The sequence below is a fragment of the Paraburkholderia sp. genome (genome assembly GCF_047605525.1).
Lineage (GTDB): Bacteria > Pseudomonadota > Gammaproteobacteria > Burkholderiales > Burkholderiaceae > Paraburkholderia.
On sequence record NZ_JASGFN010000007.1, the window covers coordinates 215482 to 233065 of the forward strand.

The 17584-nt window shown below is 63.3% G+C and carries 16 protein-coding genes, 1 tRNA gene and 2 pseudogenes; 9 read left to right on the forward strand and 10 right to left on the reverse strand.

Features of this window, described 5'->3' with window-relative positions; all coding sequences use genetic code 11:
• Window positions 1-60: 60 nt before the first annotated feature.
• Together QM685_RS12725 and QM685_RS12730 are read right to left on the reverse strand one after the other, a co-directional pair.
• Window positions 61-312 (reverse strand): annotated as a pseudogene (locus QM685_RS12725) (Arm DNA-binding domain-containing protein); the annotation flags it as partial.
• Window positions 313-418: 106 nt separating this feature from the next.
• Window positions 419-505: transfer RNA gene (locus QM685_RS12730), tRNA-Leu, on the reverse strand.
• Between the two features lie 343 nt (window positions 506-848).
• Here QM685_RS12730 and rnr point away from each other — a divergent pair.
• Window positions 849-3335 carry a ribonuclease R gene (gene rnr / locus QM685_RS12735; RefSeq protein WP_415116341.1) on the forward strand — a complete coding sequence of 829 codons (2487 nt, stop codon included), beginning with the start codon at window positions 849-851 and terminating at the stop codon, window positions 3333-3335.
• Between the two features lie 193 nt (window positions 3336-3528).
• Window positions 3529-4272: a 23S rRNA (guanosine(2251)-2'-O)-methyltransferase RlmB gene (gene rlmB, locus QM685_RS12740; RefSeq protein WP_415116342.1), complete on the forward strand. Its 744-nt coding sequence runs from the start codon at window positions 3529-3531 to the stop codon at window positions 4270-4272.
• A gap of 176 nt (window positions 4273-4448) precedes the next feature.
• Here rlmB and QM685_RS12745 read toward each other — a convergent pair whose 3' ends face one another.
• The 3 genes from QM685_RS12745 to QM685_RS12755 all read right to left on the reverse strand — a co-directional run bounded on the left by QM685_RS12745 (window position 4449) and on the right by QM685_RS12755 (window position 5420).
• Window positions 4449-4757: a hypothetical protein gene (locus QM685_RS12745; protein ID WP_415116343.1), complete on the reverse strand. Its 309-nt coding sequence runs from the start codon at window positions 4755-4757 to the stop codon at window positions 4449-4451.
• A gap of 119 nt (window positions 4758-4876) precedes the next feature.
• Window positions 4877-5167, reverse strand: a complete 291-nt coding sequence (locus tag QM685_RS12750) for a contact-dependent growth inhibition system immunity protein (RefSeq protein ID WP_415116345.1) — start codon at window positions 5165-5167, stop codon at window positions 4877-4879.
• A 121-nt stretch (window positions 5168-5288) separates the two neighbouring features.
• Window positions 5289-5420 (reverse strand): hypothetical protein, encoded by a 132-nt coding sequence (locus QM685_RS12755; RefSeq protein ID WP_415116532.1) that lies wholly within the window; start codon window positions 5418-5420, stop codon window positions 5289-5291.
• Window positions 5421-5634: 214 nt separating this feature from the next.
• On the opposite strand from QM685_RS12755, the gene rpiA reads away from it, so the two are divergent.
• The 3 genes from rpiA (at window position 5635) to QM685_RS12770 (ending at window position 8963) form a co-directional block, all read left to right on the forward strand.
• Window positions 5635-6330 carry a ribose-5-phosphate isomerase RpiA gene (gene rpiA, locus QM685_RS12760; RefSeq protein ID WP_415116347.1) on the forward strand — a complete coding sequence of 232 codons (696 nt, stop codon included), beginning with the start codon at window positions 5635-5637 and terminating at the stop codon, window positions 6328-6330.
• A 464-nt stretch (window positions 6331-6794) separates the two neighbouring features.
• The gene (locus tag QM685_RS12765) at window positions 6795-8012 is read left to right on the forward strand and encodes a glycosyltransferase (protein WP_415116349.1); all 1218 of its coding nucleotides are present in this window, start codon (window positions 6795-6797) and stop codon (window positions 8010-8012) included.
• 528 nt (window positions 8013-8540) lie between these two features.
• Entirely contained in the window at window positions 8541-8963 is a 423-nt protein-coding gene (locus QM685_RS12770; RefSeq protein WP_415116351.1) for a helix-turn-helix domain-containing protein, read from the forward strand.
• A 306-nt stretch (window positions 8964-9269) separates the two neighbouring features.
• Here the strand turns inward: QM685_RS12770 and QM685_RS12775 are convergent, their stop codons facing one another.
• Together QM685_RS12775 and QM685_RS12780 are read right to left on the reverse strand one after the other, a co-directional pair.
• A complete protein-coding gene (locus QM685_RS12775; RefSeq protein WP_415116353.1) occupies window positions 9270-10682 on the reverse strand; it encodes an undecaprenyl-phosphate glucose phosphotransferase in 1413 nt (470 codons plus the stop codon).
• 57 nt (window positions 10683-10739) lie between these two features.
• A complete protein-coding gene (locus QM685_RS12780; protein WP_025599790.1) occupies window positions 10740-11474 on the reverse strand; it encodes a Crp/Fnr family transcriptional regulator in 735 nt (244 codons plus the stop codon).
• Between the two features lie 757 nt (window positions 11475-12231).
• Here QM685_RS12780 and QM685_RS12785 point away from each other — a divergent pair.
• Window positions 12232-12495 carry a hypothetical protein gene (locus QM685_RS12785; protein WP_415116355.1) on the forward strand — a complete coding sequence of 88 codons (264 nt, stop codon included), beginning with the start codon at window positions 12232-12234 and terminating at the stop codon, window positions 12493-12495.
• Between the two features lie 346 nt (window positions 12496-12841).
• On the opposite strand, the pseudogene QM685_RS12790 reads toward QM685_RS12785, so the two are convergent.
• Both QM685_RS12790 and QM685_RS12795 read right to left on the reverse strand, forming a co-directional pair.
• A pseudogene (locus QM685_RS12790) lies at window positions 12842-13416 on the reverse strand (DUF1839 family protein); the annotation flags it as partial.
• A 13-nt stretch (window positions 13417-13429) separates the two neighbouring features.
• Entirely contained in the window at window positions 13430-13681 is a 252-nt protein-coding gene (locus QM685_RS12795) for an acyl carrier protein (RefSeq protein ID WP_415116357.1), read from the reverse strand.
• Window positions 13682-13954: 273 nt separating this feature from the next.
• On the opposite strand from QM685_RS12795, the gene QM685_RS12800 reads away from it, so the two are divergent.
• The 3 genes from QM685_RS12800 (at window position 13955) to QM685_RS12810 (ending at window position 16836) form a co-directional block, all read left to right on the forward strand.
• The gene (locus tag QM685_RS12800) at window positions 13955-14488 is read left to right on the forward strand and encodes a GNAT family N-acetyltransferase (RefSeq protein WP_415116359.1); all 534 of its coding nucleotides are present in this window, start codon (window positions 13955-13957) and stop codon (window positions 14486-14488) included.
• 382 nt (window positions 14489-14870) lie between these two features.
• Window positions 14871-15590 carry a FadR/GntR family transcriptional regulator gene (locus QM685_RS12805; protein ID WP_415116361.1) on the forward strand — a complete coding sequence of 240 codons (720 nt, stop codon included), beginning with the start codon at window positions 14871-14873 and terminating at the stop codon, window positions 15588-15590.
• Window positions 15591-15789: 199 nt separating this feature from the next.
• On the forward strand, window positions 15790-16836 hold the full coding sequence (locus QM685_RS12810) for a Gfo/Idh/MocA family protein (protein WP_415116363.1): 1047 nt from the start codon (window positions 15790-15792) through the stop codon (window positions 16834-16836).
• 76 nt (window positions 16837-16912) lie between these two features.
• Here the strand turns inward: QM685_RS12810 and QM685_RS12815 are convergent, their stop codons facing one another.
• Window positions 16913-17572, reverse strand: a complete 660-nt coding sequence (locus QM685_RS12815; protein WP_415116365.1) for an amino acid ABC transporter permease — start codon at window positions 17570-17572, stop codon at window positions 16913-16915.
• Window positions 17573-17584 lie beyond the last annotated feature (12 nt).

Genomic DNA, 17584 nt, shown 5'->3' on the forward strand with positions numbered 1-17584 from the left:
GCGTTTCGCGCCCGGATCGGCGCCGTTAGCGACGAGGGTCCGGTATGCCGCCGCCTGCTGCCTGGACTTCTGAGGCGTGACCTCAGGGTGGCGTCCCAACGAGATGCACGGCTGCTTGCCGCGCAAGCGATAGCGGAAATGCCAGAACCTGTTGCCCTCCGGTGACCCAGAGGACCAGACCGTCGCCATCGGCGACACCGTAGGGCTTCGGCCAGGGGCGGCCGGCTTCGACTTCGCCGACGGTAAGAGACAGGGTGAGTACATCGAGTGATCTCGAACTTTCAATGTACTTAAAAACGCACTCATCCGCATCTGGCTCGCCGTGTTCCAGCCTGGACAGCAATAAACAAAAAACCCCGCAAATTCAATGATTTACGGGGTCTTCCAGACTTCTCTTTACTACGGCTATACAGCCTCGTGGTGCCCAGGAGAGGACTCGAACCTCCACAGTGTTGCCACCGCTAGGACCTGAACCTAGTGCGTCTACCAATTTCGCCACCTGGGCAGGCGATGAACAGCGAAGACCGGCATTATAGCGACAGATTCGGGCCTGTCAAGCGTTTCGCCATAACCGGCCGAGCCTCGTCGCGAGCCATCGCGATCCGCCTGCGAACGGCTTCGGACGGCCCGCTTGGCGCGCAGCACGGGTGTTAGAATGCCTCGCAGTAGTTCGTTGGCACGGTGCGCATACGGTGTCCCTACGCCCGTGAAGTTGGCCGTGCCCGGCCCTGAACGAGCCGCCCCCGGCAGTTTTCGGTGCAAACGCAGTCAAGCAGGTATAACGCGGGTGTTACTGAGCGCATTACCCAAACGCCTTCCAGGCCGGACCATATTGCCGACCGACGTCCATGCAACGAGAAAAAACCATCGACAAACCCTTGAGCAAATTTCCGTATCCGATTCCAAGCCGCGAAGAAATCCTCGGCGTGCTGCGCACGAGTGAAACGCCGCTTGCCGCGAACGACATCGCCGAAGCCCTGTCGATCAAGCGCCAGGAGCGCGAAGGATTTTTCAAGCGTCTCGGCGCGATGGAGCGCGACGGCCAGATCCGGCTCGACCAGCGCAATCTCTATCAGCTCACGCATCCGTCGAACTTCGTCGCGGGCCGGGTGCAGGGGCATCGCGACGGCTACGGTTTCCTGATTCGCGACGACGGCCAGGACGACCTGTTCCTGCCCAACGGCGAGATGCAGAAGGTCATGCACAACGACCGCGTGCTCGCGCGCATCGTCGGCTATGACCGGCGCGGGCGGCCGGAAGGACACATCGTCGAGGTCACGGATCGCGCGAACAAGCGCGTGATCGGCCGCCTGCTCAACGAGAACGGCGCGCTGATCGTCGCGCCCGAAGACAAGCGCATCGGCCACGACATCCTGATCACGCAGAACACGCGGAAGGCGAAGGTCGGCCAGGTCGTCGTGGTCGAGCTGACCGATTTCCCGAGCCGTCATTCCCAGCCGCTCGGCCGCGTGGCCGAAGTGCTCGGCGATATCGACGACCCCGGCATGGAAATCGAAATCGCGGTGCGCAAGTACGGCGTGCCGCACGAGTTCAGCGAGGCCGCGCTCGACGAAGCCGCGCGTCTGCCCGACGAAGTGTGCCCGACCGATATCCGTCATCGCATCGACCTGCGCGACGTGCCGCTCGTCACGATCGACGGCGAGGACGCGCGCGACTTCGACGACGCGGTCTATTGCGAGCCGGTCAAGGTCGGCCGTGGCGACGGCTTCCGCCTGATCGTCGCGATCGCCGACGTGTCGCACTACGTGCATCCGCAAAGCGGGCTCGATACCGATGCGATCGAGCGCAGTACGTCGGTGTATTTCCCGCGCCGCGTGATTCCGATGCTGCCGGAAAAGCTGTCGAACGGGCTGTGCTCGCTGAATCCGGAGGTCGACCGCTGCGTGCTCGTGTGCGACATGATCATCACCGCGCGCGGCGACGTGAAGGGCTATCAGTTCTATCCGGGCGTCATGCATTCGGCCGCGCGGCTCACCTATACCGAAGTCGCGGCGGTGCTGAAGAACACCAAGGGTCCGGAGGCGATCCGCCGCGCCGCGTTGCTGCCGCAACTGCAGAATCTGTACGGCGTCTACAAGTCGCTGTTCGCGGCGCGCCAGAAGCGCGGCGCGATCGACTTCGATACGACCGAGACGTATATCGTCTGCAACGCGCAGGGCAAGATCGAGCAGATCGTGCCGCGCACCCGCAACGATGCACACAAGCTGATCGAGGAATGCATGCTGGCCGCGAACGTGTGCGCGGCCGACTTCCTCAAACGCAACAAGCATCCGGGTCTGTTTCGCGTGCACGCGGGGCCGGGCGCGGAAAAGCTCGAGAATCTGCGCACCTTCCTGCGTGGCATGGGCCTGACGCTCGGCGGCGGCGACACGCCGCACGCGAGCGACTACGCGGCGCTGATGGCGCAGATCCGCGACCGGCCCGACGCACCGATGCTGCAGACGATGCTGCTGCGCTCGATGCAGCAGGCGGTCTACAGTCCCGACAACATCGGCCACTTCGGTCTCGCGTACGAGGCTTACGCGCACTTCACGAGCCCGATCCGCCGTTATCCCGATCTGCTCACGCATCGCGCGATCTACGCGATCCTGCAGGGCCGTAAGTACCAGCCGGAGCCGCCGCGCGGCGTCGAGCTGAATACCGCGCTGTCGCCGCGCGCCCGCGCAATGCAGCAGGCCGACGACGAAAAGCGCGGCCGTTCGCGCGCGAACAACGTCGCGATCTGGGAAGAGCTCGGCCTGCACTGCTCGGCGAACGAGCGCCGCGCGGACGAAGCATCGCGCGACGTCGAGGCCTGGCTCAAGTGCTATTTCATGCGCGACAAGCTCGGCGAAGAGTATGGCGGCATGGTCAACGGCGTCACGTCGTTCGGCATTTTCGTGCAGCTCGATTCGCTGTTCATCGAAGGTCTCGTGCACGTCACCGAACTCGGCTCGGACTACTTCCAGTACGACGAGATCAAGAACGAACTGCGCGGCGAGCGCACCGGCATTCGCTATCGTCTGTCGGATCGCGTGCGCGTGCAGGTAAGCCGGGTCGATCTCGACGCGCGCAAGATCGACTTCCGGCTCGTGCGCGATACGCCGATCAAGCCGCCCGCGGCGCGCGGCGTCGCGGCGGAGAAGGGCGACGGCGGCGGGCCGCGCATGCGTGCATTGCCGGCGGCGGAAGGCGGCGCGGTGCCGGGTTCACGGCGCAAGAAGGCCCCACCCGCGCAGAGCGCGGCGGTCAAGGAAGCGCGCGCGGCGCGCGGCGCGGCGAAGCATGGCGTCGCGACGAAGGCGGCGTCGAAGCAGGCACGCAAGAAGCGCTGAAGCCATTGCAGCGTCCACACCGCGCGCAGCGGGCACGTGAAGCCGTGCCGGTTGCGCGCGGTCTGCGTTTTGGCGTTCTGGTGTCGTAGCGCGCGGCGGCGCGAAAGCACGTACGAAAGCACGTACAGATTTCCGGCTTCATCTTCATCACAGCGGCGCGCGTCGTGCGCGCCCAATCAAAGGTTGTTCAGTCATGGCACGTCTCAAGGTCTTATACGGTTTCCACGCAGTGACCGCGCGTATCCGGCACGATGCGTCGACGGTCGAGGATGTTTATTACGACGCGACGCGCAAGGACCGTCGGATGACCGAATTCCTGAATGCCGCGAAAGAGGCCGGCGTGCGTCTGATCGCCGCCGACGAAACGCGTCTGTGGGGCCTCGCGCGCACCGAGCGCCACCAGGGTGTGGTTGCGCGCGCGGGCGATCTGCCGCTCGCGCAGAACCTGGCCGAGCTGCTCGACGGCATCACCGGCTCGCCGCTGATTCTCGTGCTCGACGGCGTGACCGATCCGCACAATCTCGGCGCGTGCCTGCGGGTGGCCGACGCGGCCGGCGCGCACGCGGTGATCGCGCCACGCGATCGCGCGGTCGGGCTGAACGCGACCGCCGCGAAGGTCGCGAGCGGCGCGGCCGATACCGTGCCGTACATCACCGTGACGAACCTGGCGCGCGCGCTGCGCGAGCTGAAGGACGCGGGTGTGTGGGTGGTCGGCACGGCCGGCGAGGCGACGAAGAGCCTGTATGAAACGGAGCTCGATGGTCCGGTGGCGATCGTAACGGGTGCGGAAGGCGAGGGCATGCGGCGTCTTACGCACGATACCTGCGATGTCGTCATGCGCATTCCGATGGCGGGCACGGTGGAGAGTCTGAACGTTTCCGTTGCCAGCGGTGTGTGTCTGTTCGAGGCGGTGCGGCAGCGGGCGGTGAAGAAGTAGTGCCTGGCGGTTGGGCGCGTACGCCCGGATCACGGTGGTGTTTCCGGGTGGTTGCCTGTGATGGGGGTAAACGGCGGGCTACTCGCTCAGGAGCCGTTTCAATTACAGTATCCCCTTGCAACAAAAATTCGGCGAATATCATCTCGATGAGACGACTTCAGTTTCTTCGAGAGTTTTCAAATATCCTTGTAGCCGCCCTCAAACAAGCATTGGATATTAATTTTTCCTTTGCCTCTGAGATAGGTGACAGCGTCCGTGAATAGGGGAGTATCCCTATCCCGATCGCCCATTATTCGCCACTCGTGTTCACCATCGGCTTTCATCTTCAGGAAATGCGCGTCTAATGGTTCGTCGATGTAGGACCTGGCTATATAGCTAATATTTCCGTCAGTAAACTCGTAGATGTCGTATTCGTAGTAATAGTCGTACATTCCGTTTTCGTCAGGCTCACTGCTGTCGATATGATGCGTTGCTGTTACTTCCATGAATTTTCCACCTCCGGGGACTCAACAGCCGGGATTTATATTCAAGATAAATCGTCAGAATGTAGAACGGCATATCATTGTGGATTCCGCGCTGCAAAAAAACATTTTCACTTGCCCAGCTATTCCCGTAGGAGTCGCTTTAGCTCCTCAAAAAAGGCCTGTGTTGTGTATCCCCACCATTTTGGGGAAAATCCAGTGTCATACTTTTTTTCGAATGCGGAATCAAGATCAGTAGGGTGCTCATTCACGAATGAATTAATTTCATTGATGAGTTCATGATGATATTCCCGTGAGCTGTCTTCCTTATAGCAGGAGACTATTTGACGAATTGTTGTGCCCCACCGGTCGTAATCCTGATTAAGATAGGCTCCAAAAATTTCATACATCCGAGGGTGGCGATCCGGGGTCATATTTTATCGGACATCTCCAGCAACCTGCCTGATCAAAGTTAGCGGAATACGGCTACTTCAAGACTGAGCCCAAGCCTGGATTCTCATTTCATTGAGAAGCATGACGTCCGATATAGCTCGTTCAGCGGTTTGAAGTGATCCGCGCGACGCGCGCGGCCTTGATCGAGCCTGCGAAGCCGAGCGGCACCGCGATATCGAGCGACAGGCCGATCTGATTTACGCGCACGCTATCCGAATCGTATTCCCGCAACATTCGAAAGTCCTCTGTAGTCTTGCGGACCTGCGAAGCTAACAAGCAACTACAGCGGTATGGAATGGGCGAAGGATGATTCTGCGTTTTTGTTGCGCTTTATCGCATGAGCCTGGAGAGCGCGCGCTCGATGCGCGCCACGCTGGCCAACCAGTCCAGTGGCCCGCGCGCCTCTCCGCTAAACTAGCGCTTTTCCCCGTTCCCCCGCGCATCCCCCATGACTCAAGACGAACTCAAGCAACTGGTCGGCCAGGCCGCCGCCGATTACGTGAACGCCAACGTGCCGCAAGGCTCGGTGATCGGCGTCGGCACCGGCTCCACCGCGAACTGCTTCATCGACGCGCTGGCCGCCACCCGATCCCGTTATCGCGGCGCGGTGTCGAGTTCGCTCGCCACCACCGCGCGGCTGCAATCGCACGGCTTCAAGGTGCTCGATCTCAACGAGATCGATTCGCTGCCGGTGTACGTCGACGGCGCCGACGAGATCGATCGCGGCGGCGCGATGATCAAGGGCGGCGGCGGCGCGCTCACGCGCGAGAAAATCGTCGCGTCGGTGTCGGAGGTGTTCGTCTGCATCGCGGATGCCAGCAAGCTCGTCGACACGCTCGGCAATTTCCCGCTGCCGATCGAAGTCGTGCCGATGGCGCGCACTGCGATCGGCCGCCGCGTGACGGCGCTCGGCGGCGTGCCCATCGTGCGCGTGACGAAGGAGGGCGTGCCGTTCATCACCGACAACGGCAACGAGATCATCGACGTGAAGGGTCTCAGCATCAGCGATCCGCGCACGCTCGAGACCCACATCAACGCATGGCCCGGCGTCGTGACGGTGGGCCTGTTCGCGGGCCGCGGCGCGAACCTGTGCCTGCTCGGCACGGACACCGGCGTGCAGACGATCACATATGACCGGAACTAGGCAGCGACGCTCCTGATCGCGTCTGCTCTTCATGCAGTGCGTGAGCCGCCTTCGGCAGACTCGCGCGCTGCATCCTCCTCGCAGTTCCTCTTCCTCGGCGCAGGGCCTGTTCGATCGCCCGCGCCATTCGCTGTAAATACCGCTCCACTGAAAATTCCGGGCACGTCTCGCTGAGCACCTGTGTCGCGAGCGGCGTGGCGATCACGCGCACCTGGCGGAAAATGCCTGGCGCCGCGCGTAAACAATCCGGTACGGAGGCCTGCCTCTCGACGCCCGATACGCGCGCGTTGCTGATTACCCGCGCGCGCCGGGCGCTTCGACACGCGCGCGAAACAGAGCGTCGGAAAGCAGCACGACTTCACTGTCGCGCGTCGAATGTGGGCGCGCGCACGCACGGTAAGGAATGGGGCACATACACTTCCTGTTGAGCCCCAGTGGCGTTTTCTGACATGTAGGAAACAAATATGAAAGTCGCGATCGTGCACGACTGGCTCGTCGCACCCGGCGGTGCCGAGAAGGTGCTCGAGCAGATCATCAAGTGCTTTCCCGACGCCGATCTTTTCAGCCTCGTCGACTTTCTCGAAGATCGCCGGCTGCTCGCGAACAAGCCGGTCATCACGTCGTTCATCCAGCGTCTGCCGTTTGCGCGCAGCCGCTACCGCGCGTATCTGCCGTTGATGCGGCTCGCCGTCGAGCAGTTCGATCTGTCCCGCTACGACCTGATCATCACGAGTTCCCATGCGGTCGCGAGGGGCGTGCTGACCGGCCCCGATCAGACGCACATCAGCTATGTGCATGCGCCGACGCGCTACGCGTGCGACCGGCAGCACCAGTATCTGCGCGAAGCGAATCTGCTGCGCGGGCCGACGTCGTGGGCCGCGCGCGCGATGCTCCATTACCTGCGCGGCAGGGATGCGAATTCGGCGAACGGCGTCGATCGTCTGATCACGAATTCGCAGTTCGCCGCGCGCCATCTGATGAAAACGTACCGGCGCGACGCGGCGGTGATTCCGCCGCCGGTCGACCTGGACGAATTCGAACCGCGCGCGCGGAAGGAAGACTTCTATCTGACCGTGTCGCGGATGGTGCCGTACCAGCGCATCGATCTGCTTGTCGAGGCGTTCAACGCGACACCGGAGCGCCGGCTGGTGGTGATCGGCGACGGCCCGCGGATGGCATCGATTCGCGCGCGAGCCGGCGCGAACGTGACGATCCTCGGCTATCAGCCGTTCGACGTGTTCAAGGACTATCTGCAACGCGCGCGCGCGTTCGTGTGCGCCGCCGGCGAAGATGTCGGCCGCGTGCCGCTCGAGGCGCAGGCTTGCGGCACGCCGGTCATCGCGTTCGGCAACGGCGGCGCGCTCGAAACGGTGGTGCCGGTCGGCGAGGCGCAACCCACCGGCGTTTTCTTCGCGCGCCAGACGGCCGTGTCGATACGCGATGCGATCAACCGCTTCGAGCGGCTGCACAAGTCCATCACCCCCGCGGCCTGCCGTGCAAATGCCGGGCGCTTTTCGGCGGCGGTGTTCCGGCGCGCGTTCATGGCCGAGGTCACGCGGGCGATTGCGGCGGCGGACCTGCGTGAGCGCGTCGCGGCGGTGGAGTGGGGCGATCACGAAGTGGTGGCGCGGCAGCCCGGCTGGCCCGGCGACGCGGCACCGAAAGGCAACTGGGGGCACTGAGGCCAGACCGTGCCGGGGTTCCCGCCAAGGTCCCTCGCGCGGGAAGTGATCGATGGAAGAACGATGAGGTTTCGTCGTAAAGCAGTGACTTCGCAGCGAGCAGTAGCTGGCCGTTCGGCCTCGACGTATCCGGGCGGCCAGGTTGTCGATCCGCTCCGTCTGGCTCTCGCGTGTAGAGCGTATGCCGCCGGTGTGCGCTTTGCCTGCAAGGACAGTCGCGGGCGGATCATTGAATCGGAAGCATGGCAGGACTTCACAAATCAATATCAGCAGGGTACGCGCTGTACGCCATTGACGCGGTATTCACTGGCGCAGGCTTGCCTCGCGTGGCCACAACGACCTGAAGCAGACGTTTCGCCGGCGTGGGCTCGCCGCTGTCCCACTGCATCGTTTTCGATACGGGCGGCGGCCGGCTCCGGCGGCGATTCATTACGACGGGTAGTCGTCGTACGTGCGTTATCCGGCGACACGTGTTCACACGTACCGAAACGTGCCTATGCGACTTTGGACGAGGACGAATTTAATCTCATGAATGCCGATCGCTTTCCGGGATCTTTTCCCGACATCTCTGAAACCTGGGCCGCACTGCAAGGCCAGTTGCCGATCACACCCATTCGCACCGAAGAGGATTATCAGCGGATGACGCGGATCGCGAATTCGCTGGCCGAGCATCTGAACAGCGACGACAAGAGTCCGCTCGCCGATCTGCATGCGATCGTGACCGATCTGATCGGCAACTGGAAAGCGCACAACGTGACGATTCCGAAAGCGGAGCCGCGCGAGGTGCTGCGACATCTGCTGATCACGCACGGACTGAAGCAGAAGGATCTGGCCGGTATCGCGTCGCCGACCGTGGTCAGCGATATTCTCGCGGGCCGGCGCGCGATCAGCAAAAAGGTCGCCAAGGCGCTCGCCGTGCGTTTTCAGACCGACGTCAGCGCGTTTCTGTGAAAGCGGCGTAGCGCGTCGCCGCGGCGGCCTGACGGCCGCCACGCTTCGCCTCGAGGTCTTGCTATTCGCGCCAATGCCGGCGGCTTGCGATCGAGCCGCCGGCATTGGCGTTTGTATTTAGCCGGTATTTGCGTTTGTGTTTGAGCTTGTGGCTGCGCTGACGGCTGCAAGCGCGCTTTGGGTCCACCGCCGTTTCGTGCGAATCGCCGCGCATCGAGCGCGATGAGGCAACGGGTGAGGTCGGCGCTGCGCCGGCAGGTCGGGACGATGACGGGACTGGTATTAGCGGTTCCCGTCCTCGCATGCTCAGAATGCGTTGCGGCCGATAAAGCCCTTGAAGATCGTGATGAACACGATCTTCATGTCGAACCAGAACGACCAGTTGTGGATGTAGAAGAGATCGAATTTCACGCGAGCTTCCATCTTTTCGACCTTGGTGGTCGCGCCGCGATAACCGTTGACCTGGGCCCAGCCGGTGATGCCGGGCTTGATGCGGTAACGGTGCATGTAGCCGTACACCTGGTCCTTGTACAGATCGTCGTGTTCGACCGCGTGCGGACGCGGGCCGACCACCGACATCTGGCCGAGTAGCACGTTGAGAAACTGCGGCAGCTCGTCGAGACTCGTGCGGCGCATGAAGCCACCGAGCTTCGTCACGCGCGAGTCGTTGCGCGTGGCTTGCGTGACCTGGCCGTGCGCTTCCTGATGCACGCTCATCGAGCGGAACTTGTAGATCGCGAACGGCTGTCCGTCGACGCCCTTGCGGGTCTGCCGGAAGAACACCGGCCCGGGTGACGTGAGCTTGATGCCGATCGCGAGCGCGATGAAGACCGGCGCGAGCATGAGCAGCGCGAGCGCCGCGAACAGACGGTCGAACATCAGCTTGGGCCACATCTGCGGCGGCGAGAACGGCGTCGCGCTCAGGTTGAGCGTCGGCAGACCGACCACGTCGACGAGCGTGTGATTGAACAGCGACAGGCCGCGCACGTCGGGAATGAAGCGCAGGTTGACGAAGTCATGCCGGAACGTGTGCGTGAAACGATAGATCGTATGTTCCTGCGAAAGCGGCAGCGCGAGCCACACCTCGTTCACGCGTTCTTCGCGCACCCTGGCGGCGAACGCGTTCAGATCGGTCAGCACCGGCAGGCGGTTCAGCCGCGCGCCATAGTTATGCGCGCCTTCGATGTCCGTGCCGAGCGCATCGGTCATGGCGCCGGTATCGAAGAAGCAGACCGGTTTGAAACCCGCCTGCGGCGCATGCTCGAGATGCGCGAGCAGCGTGCGCGCAAAGCCCGGCGCGCCGACGATTGCGACGGTGCGCGCGTTCATGCCGCGGCGGCGCAGGCTGCGTAATACCACGTGCATCGCGCAGCGAGCCGCGATGAGCAGCACGCCGGAGATCAGCGTCGAGTAGCCGAACCACAGGCGCGACACCGTATCCATCCGGTGCAGCGTAAACGCGAGCACGAGCGCGGTGGCAACCACCGTCAGCCACGCGGCGGCGACTCTTGCGAGCACCGGCGCCAGCGCCTTGCCGCGCCACGTCTCATAGACGCCGAAGCCCGGAAACAGCAGCAGCACGAGTACGCAGTTGAAAGCGATCAGAAGGCGCTCGACATCGGACAGCGCGATCGGTGTCGAGAATCGCATCCAATGGGCGAGCAGTCCACCCGCAATCACGAGGAGTGCGTCGAGACACCGCGCGGTATTTCTGAACATATCTGAGTCGATTCCGGTAGTCGAATGATGCAACGCTCGATGACGCTCATGCGCCGCTCATTCGACCGTTTCGGCCTGGCGCAGACGCGGCAGCAGACGATCGAATTCGCGCTTGACGAGTCCATAGCATTCGCACGCGCGTGCCTCGAGACCCTTGCGGTCGAGCACCTTGATATGGCCGCGGCTATGGTGGATCAGACCTTCGTCGTGCAGCTTGCCGGCCGCTTCGGTGATGCCTTCGCGGCGCACGCCGAGCATGTCGGCGATCAGTTGCTGCGTGACCGTCAGATCGTTCGAGGCGACGCGATCGACCTCGATCAGCAGCCACCGGCACAACTGCTTGTTCAGCGAGTGGTGACGATTGCACGCGGCGGTCTGCGCGACCTGCGTGAGCAGCGCGTGCATATACAGCAGCATCAGGCGGCGCAGAAAATCGGAGCGCGCGAACTGCTGCTTGAGCGCCTGCGCGCTCATGCGATACGCGAAGCCCGCGCATTGCACCTGCACGCGGTTCGGCATCGTCTCGCCGCCGGTAAGCACCGGCACGCCGGTCATGCCTTCGCGGCCGACCGCGGCGATTTCGACGGAGCTGCCGTCTTCCATCGTCGAGAGCATCGAGATGATCGCGGTGGTGGGGAAGTACACGTGATGGATGCGTTGACCGGAGTCGCACAGCAACTGTTCGGTACGCAGGTGAACCAGTTCGAGATGAGGAGCTAGCGCCTGCCATTCGTGCGACGGCAATGCGCCCAGCAGATGGTTACCGTGCAGATCGGATTGAAGTGTCAACATGATCGGTCCTCGCGTGGAAGCCGCGTATCGAGCGACTCCCTGTTTGTTTGATCCGATGCCTGCGTCCCCGAAGATGCTGCCTGGCGAGCAGCGAGGATTTGCAGGATCGGCCCCGTAGTGGCCTTTACGCCGCCGCGTTTCTTGTGGCTCCCGTTTGCGGTGGCGCTGTGCTGCGCTCACCTAATAGCGAGGACCGTGCCAACGGGAGGAGAAACGCGTGCTGATGCGGCGCAGCGAACATAGCGCTGGCGCACCGGGAAGCCGCCGACGCCTTTTTGTTTCAGATTTGCACAACCCCTCCGTTCGGGGAGTGCATGACATGAGAGCTTTCGAACCGGCGCAATCCCTTGATACGACGGGCCTCACAGCGCGCGCCAGGGGGCTTGTCGAAGATGTCTCAGAATTGAACTTGCCGCCGCATGCACGTTTTGATGCGCTCTTCGTGAAGTGCAGGAAATGATTCAGAAGTGTTAAATGCACGGCATGCGCTATCGCGCGCAGAGCCCTTTCGCAGCGGCAAAAGTCGCGCGCGAGCCAACAGTGATTTAACAGAACAGACAGTTGGCTTCGCGTGTCGCGAGGTTCCATGTGCTTCGCGACGATGCGACTAGTGCGTGACGACCACCAGCCGTGGAAGATGGCGGATAACGCATTGATCGCGCGTACTTCACCCGTGGGTGCCGCGCATGTTTCAACGGTGTTCACGGCCGCTCGATGCTCGCGCAACCATCCGGCGGCGCGAAGTGAATGACGAAGGATGACGTCGACGGAAGTGTGCATCGATGATACGAACGAAGCGTGCAAAGCGCTTTGTTTCGATGACGAACTGCCGGCCATCGCCACCGTCGTTGCGCGTGACGTCAATCTTCATACTGAGGTCATGACGTTCGTGCACGCGAGGCTCGCGCGGCGGGACCGGTTCGAGCTCGCCGCTAAACGTTTGCGCGCGCTCGTTGAGCAGATGGATATCGAGGCCGTTCAGGTCTGCGCCGGTGATCGCAGCCTGAATCGGCTGCAATAGTTGCACGAGACCATTCAGTGCGCCCTTCGGCTATCTCGTCGCGTCGATCACGCCAGTCCGCGCCGGCGCGCATATGACGTGGACGCCTCATGCGTGCGCGACCACCGGCGTTGCGCATGCGGCACGCGTACGCTGCCGGTCATTGCATAGGCATGGTTCCATTGCAAAGACGAATCAGGGTCCCCGAATTTGAGCATCGCGCGGCGCGCGGTGACGTGGTGCGATGAGCGAAACGTAACGTCAACGAAACAGCGCCGTCGCCGTGATCGAGCCGTCTGGTCAGATCAATGGTGTCGAATGCGTGCGGAGCGTCGCCGCGCATTTCGACCGGAGACCACCGCGCGCGTCAACGTACCAGCGCGGCGAGCGGCGGCAGCGTTCTTTCATAAGCGCTTTCGAGCACGTCGAAGAGTCCTCGCAGAGGTCGCGACGGCCGGAATCGTCGGCGGAATCTCGAAGCCTTGCACGAACAGCGACGGCAGATACTTCGACAGAAACTCGAAGTTCGCGCCGAGCTGCCGCATCAGATTGAACGAGTACGGATGGAAGTACGCGTCGCCGCGTTCGAACAGCGTGTCGAGATGCGCGGGAAACGCGGCACGCCATGGCGAAACCGGATTGACCAGCGCATGCCGCATCCAGATGCGCGCACAACAATTCCGCCGATGCATCCGCGAGCGCGATGCCTTCGAGCGCGGGCCGCGCGTGCTTGACGAATTCGACATGCGGGAACAGCAGATCGGGTTGCTCGGCGAGATGCGACAGCTTGCGAAGCCGTCCACGTCGACGAGCACGGTATGGCCGTTCGAGATCCTCGTGCGGAAACTTGAAGAACGTGCACTGATCGCCTTCGAAATCCTGCGTGACGGTAAACGCGAGCGCCGCGCGCGGATCGAGCCCGAAGCCGTGCAGCAGCTCGATCCCAGCGGCGCGCTCATGCTGCTTTTGCCTGTTGCAGCTCGGTGATCGCGGCGGCCATCGAATCGATGCTGGAGAAGAGCCGCCGCGTCAGCATGCGGTCGGGGATTTCAACGCCGAATTCGTTTTCCATGGCGAGCATCAGATGCACGGTCGCGAGCGACGACAGACCGGCTGCGTACAGATCGGCGTCGTCGGCGAGGCTGTCGACGCACACGTCCAGACGGCCGGATTCGTAAACGATGCGTCTCAATGCGGTCTTCGTCATGCTGTGGTTTCTCTCATGCTCAAAGGTTTATCGATCGATCCCGACGTCCATCGATCGTCGGCGGTGATGGGGTGTATTGATCGGTCCGCGCGGCGTGATCGCCGTCATTTAAGAATCGTTAAAGTCCAGCGTCAGTGGGATGGCGCACGGAAACAGGTGGTTCGCGCACGTACCGTGTAGCTCATTGACGAAGGGCCGTGATGCACGGCCGCGCGATTCGGGCGTGGCCGTCGCGGCCGATGCCGCCGTAACTGTTGAGCGCAGGGGAGCGTGATGAACTGGAAAACGCTGGAATTCGATCAGCTTTCTGCACGGGAGTTGTATGTGGTGCTGCGCGCGCGCAGCGCGGTGTTCGTCGTCGAACAGGCACATGTGTGCCTCGACGCGGACGGCCGCGACGAGCACGCGCTGCATGTGTTCGCGGCCGAGGACATGGCACGGCCTATGCCTATTCTTGCGTATGCGCGGGTGCAACCCGGCGACGCGGAAGATCCGGAAGTCCTGATCGACAAGGTGCTGACGAGCCCGCTGCGGCGCGGCGACGGCACCGCCGAGCAACTGATCGAGCGCGTGCTCGCCGCGCTCGCCGAACGCTGGCCGGGACGCGCCGCGCGCGTCTGTGCGCCCGTCGGCCTGCGCGGCTTCTACGAACAGTTCGGTTTTCGCAAGACCGAAGGGCCGTACCTCGAACACGGCGTGCCGTTCATCGGACTCACGCGCCAGGGACACAGCAGCCAGTCACGCTTCGGGCCGCGGCGCCGCATGCGCGACGACGTGGCGTACGTCGATACGTTCGAGCTGCTTTGATGCGGGGTGGGCGTCTGGTGCCGCCCGCGCATGCCGTGGACCGCCGTTCCATGCGTTTCTCGCGCGCTATTCAGCGCGCACCGCACGCGCCCGCGCCGACGCGTCCGTGCAAATCAGACAAATCGTCTCCCAACGTGCGTATTCGCACTATGCAAACTGCGCAACGCAGGCACGCTTGACAGGCAGGCGTGGTGCCCATCGAAACATGCCGCGTTACATGAACGAAACAATTCTTCAGAGGGATAACCCTGTCAGGAAGTGTCCCAACTGGCGGATCCGTTTCGAACCAAGCAACGTATTGGATAAATACGATATGCATAAATGCGTACGGGCCCTTCAATCAACAGGCTACGCGGGGTTAACACCGCTTCGGGGAGATGTCATGGAACAGGCAAACAAGGATCGCTCGCTGGTGAGCAAAGTGATGGACGGGCTTGTCACCGGCATCGTCGAGGAAAAGTACGGCGCGATACTGCCGCCGCAGGACGTGCTGTCGAAGGAATTCGACGTGAGCCGCACGGTGATGCGCGAGGCGCTGTCGATGCTGCTCGCGCGCGACATGCTCGACGTGCGGCCGAAGATCGGCACGCGCATCCGGCCGATGAGCGACTGGCGCATGATCGACGAGGACGTCGTGAACTGGCGTTTTCGCGCGAAGCCTGATCCGATGTTCCTGCGCGACGTGATCGAGTTCCGCATCCTGATCGAACCGCGCGCGTCGGCGCAGGCAGCCGCGCGCGGCGGCGCCGCCGACATCGTGGCGATTCGCGAGGCATTCGAGGCGTTCAGCTTGATCCGTCCGGGCGAGCCCGGCTATCAGGATGCCGACGAACTGTTCCATACGCGGATCGTGATCGCGAGCGGCAATCAGTTCTTTAAACAGATGGCGGCGATCATCCGCGGCGCGCTGTCGACCGTGAATCCGATCATGCACGACAAGGACGGGATGTGGGAGCGCGCGGTCAACTCGCATCAGCGCGTGGTCGAGGCGATCGAGCGGCGCGATCCGAAGGAAGCGGAAGTCGCCTCGCTCGCGTTGATCGACGACACCGCCGAGGAGCTCGGCGGCAGGTTTTCGGCGGAGCCGCCGGCGCGCGTGTGAAGGTCCGCGAGCGCATGCGGGCGCGGGCGCGTGTCGGTGAGTACATCGCCGCGAGTGCGGCTTGCCGGTGTTGAGCAGGACCTTGCGTCGGGTGATGCCGCGATGTTGATTGTCGATGTCCAGCGCCTCGCGTGCGTGAGAAGGGCGGCATGCGCGACAATAGCGGCTCTTCCGAACCGCATGGACCTGCGACGACACGATGACAGATACGACGGCGACGACGCCCGAAGCAATCTCCGAAACAACCCACGACGCAACCCATCGACAACCGGCGGCGCCCGGCGTGATCCGCTGGGGGATCGTCGGCACCGGCAGGATCGCGCGCCGCTTCGCGCAGGGGCTGGCCCATGTGCTGCACGCGCGGCTCGACGCGCTCTGGTCGCGTCGCGCGGAATCGGCGCGGGCCTTCGCCGACGAATTCGGCGGCACCGTCTGCGCGAACTTCGACGCGCTGCTCGCGAGCGGCATCGACGCGCTCTATATCGCCACGCTTCAGGACAGCCACGCCGGCTACGCGATCGCCGCGCTGCAAGCCGGCCTGCATGTGCTGTGCGAAAAACCCGCCACGGTCAACCGGCCGCAACTCGAGCGCGTGCTCGCGGCCGCGCGCGACTCGCAACGGCTCTTCATGGAAGCGATGAAGCCATCGTTCTATCCGCTCTACCGAAAGTTGCGCGAGCATCTGGCCAACGAGCCGATCGGCGAGGTCGGCTTCGTGCGCGCGGGCTGCTCGGTGCCGGGCGTGCCGGCCGATCATCCGTCGCTGTCGTTCGAGCATGCGGGCGGCGCGCTGCTCGATATCGGCATCTACGAAATGTTTCTCGCGGTGGACTGGCTCGGCGCGCCGCGCGACGTGCAGACGTTCGGCCGGCTCGGCGCGACCGGCGTCGATACGTTCGCGAGTCTGAATAGCCAGCACGAGCGCGGCTTCGCGCAGCTATTCTGCGGACTCGATCTGCACGGCAAGGGCGATGCGCTACTGATGGCCGGCGGTGGGCACGTGACACTGCACGAGCCGTGGTGGAACCCGTCGCGCGCGACGATCCGTTACGCCGACGGCCGCGTCGTCGAGCTCGACGAGCCGTTCGAAGGCGGCGGCCTGAACTACGAGACCGCGCACTTCTGCGAGCTGATCCGCGCGGGGCAGCTCGAGAGTCCGCTGATGCCGCACGACACGTCGCTGCGGATGATCGCGATGGCCGATGCGGCGCGCGCGGCGCTCGGAGTGAAATTCGCGGGCGAGTGAGTGGGACGATGAGCCGGCGAACGGGTGAGCCGGTCCGTGGGCGAATGCGGCAGGGCGCGCAGGCAACGCGTGGCGCTCAGTGCCGCGTCGGCAGCGACAGACGCCGCTCATACCAGCGCTGCGCCCATTCGAGCACCTGGCACAGCACCCAGTAGACGGCCGCGGCGGCCAGATAAAGCGGCAGCGGCTGATAGGTCGACGCGATCATTTCCTGCGCGCTGCGCAAAAGCTCGGTCACGGTGATGACGGACACGAGCGAGGTGTCCTTGATCAGGCTGATCAGGCTGTTCGACAGGCTCGGCACGGCGATGCGCAGCGCCTGCGGCGCGATCACGTAGCGCAGCGTCTGACGGCGTGACAGCCCGAGGCTGTACGACGCGAGCCACTGGCCCTGGTGAATGCCGAGAATCGCGCCGCGCATGCTCTCCGACAGATACGCGGCGACGTTCGCCGACAACGCGATCACGCCGGCCGGCGTCGGGTCGAGCGAGATGCCGAAGCTCGGTAGCCCGTAGTAAATCACGAAGATCTGCACGAGCAGCGGCGTGCCGCGCATCACGCTCACATAGACGCGCGCGATCCAGTTCAGCGGGCGGCTATGGCTGATGCCCATCAGCGCGAGCACGGCGCCGCCGATCAGGCCGAAGATCATCGACAGGATCGCGAACTTGATCGTCAGCAGGGCGCCCTGCGCGAGCACCGGCAGCGATTGGATCAGCAGGGAAGTGATGGACATGGGCGTTGTTCT

Coding starts and splice junctions, on each gene's coding strand:
- rnr (WP_415116341.1), top strand. CDS start 849: ATGCAACGAGAAAAAACCATCGACAAACCCTTGAGCAAATTTCCGTAT.
- rlmB (WP_415116342.1), top strand. CDS start 3,529: ATGGCACGTCTCAAGGTCTTATACGGTTTCCACGCAGTGACCGCGCGT.
- QM685_RS12745 (WP_415116343.1), bottom strand. CDS start 4,757: ATGGAAGTAACAGCAACGCATCATATCGACAGCAGTGAGCCTGACGAA.
- QM685_RS12750 (WP_415116345.1), bottom strand. CDS start 5,167: ATGACCCCGGATCGCCACCCTCGGATGTATGAAATTTTTGGAGCCTAT.
- QM685_RS12755 (WP_415116532.1), bottom strand. CDS start 5,420: ATGTTGCGGGAATACGATTCGGATAGCGTGCGCGTAAATCAGATCGGC.
- rpiA (WP_415116347.1), top strand. CDS start 5,635: ATGACTCAAGACGAACTCAAGCAACTGGTCGGCCAGGCCGCCGCCGAT.
- QM685_RS12765 (WP_415116349.1), top strand. CDS start 6,795: ATGAAAGTCGCGATCGTGCACGACTGGCTCGTCGCACCCGGCGGTGCC.
- QM685_RS12770 (WP_415116351.1), top strand. CDS start 8,541: ATGAATGCCGATCGCTTTCCGGGATCTTTTCCCGACATCTCTGAAACC.
- QM685_RS12775 (WP_415116353.1), bottom strand. CDS start 10,682: ATGTTCAGAAATACCGCGCGGTGTCTCGACGCACTCCTCGTGATTGCG.
- QM685_RS12780 (WP_025599790.1), bottom strand. CDS start 11,474: ATGTTGACACTTCAATCCGATCTGCACGGTAACCATCTGCTGGGCGCA.
- QM685_RS12785 (WP_415116355.1), top strand. CDS start 12,232: ATGACGTCGACGGAAGTGTGCATCGATGATACGAACGAAGCGTGCAAA.
- QM685_RS12795 (WP_415116357.1), bottom strand. CDS start 13,681: ATGACGAAGACCGCATTGAGACGCATCGTTTACGAATCCGGCCGTCTG.
- QM685_RS12800 (WP_415116359.1), top strand. CDS start 13,955: ATGAACTGGAAAACGCTGGAATTCGATCAGCTTTCTGCACGGGAGTTG.
- QM685_RS12805 (WP_415116361.1), top strand. CDS start 14,871: ATGGAACAGGCAAACAAGGATCGCTCGCTGGTGAGCAAAGTGATGGAC.
- QM685_RS12810 (WP_415116363.1), top strand. CDS start 15,790: ATGACAGATACGACGGCGACGACGCCCGAAGCAATCTCCGAAACAACC.
- QM685_RS12815 (WP_415116365.1), bottom strand. CDS start 17,572: ATGTCCATCACTTCCCTGCTGATCCAATCGCTGCCGGTGCTCGCGCAG.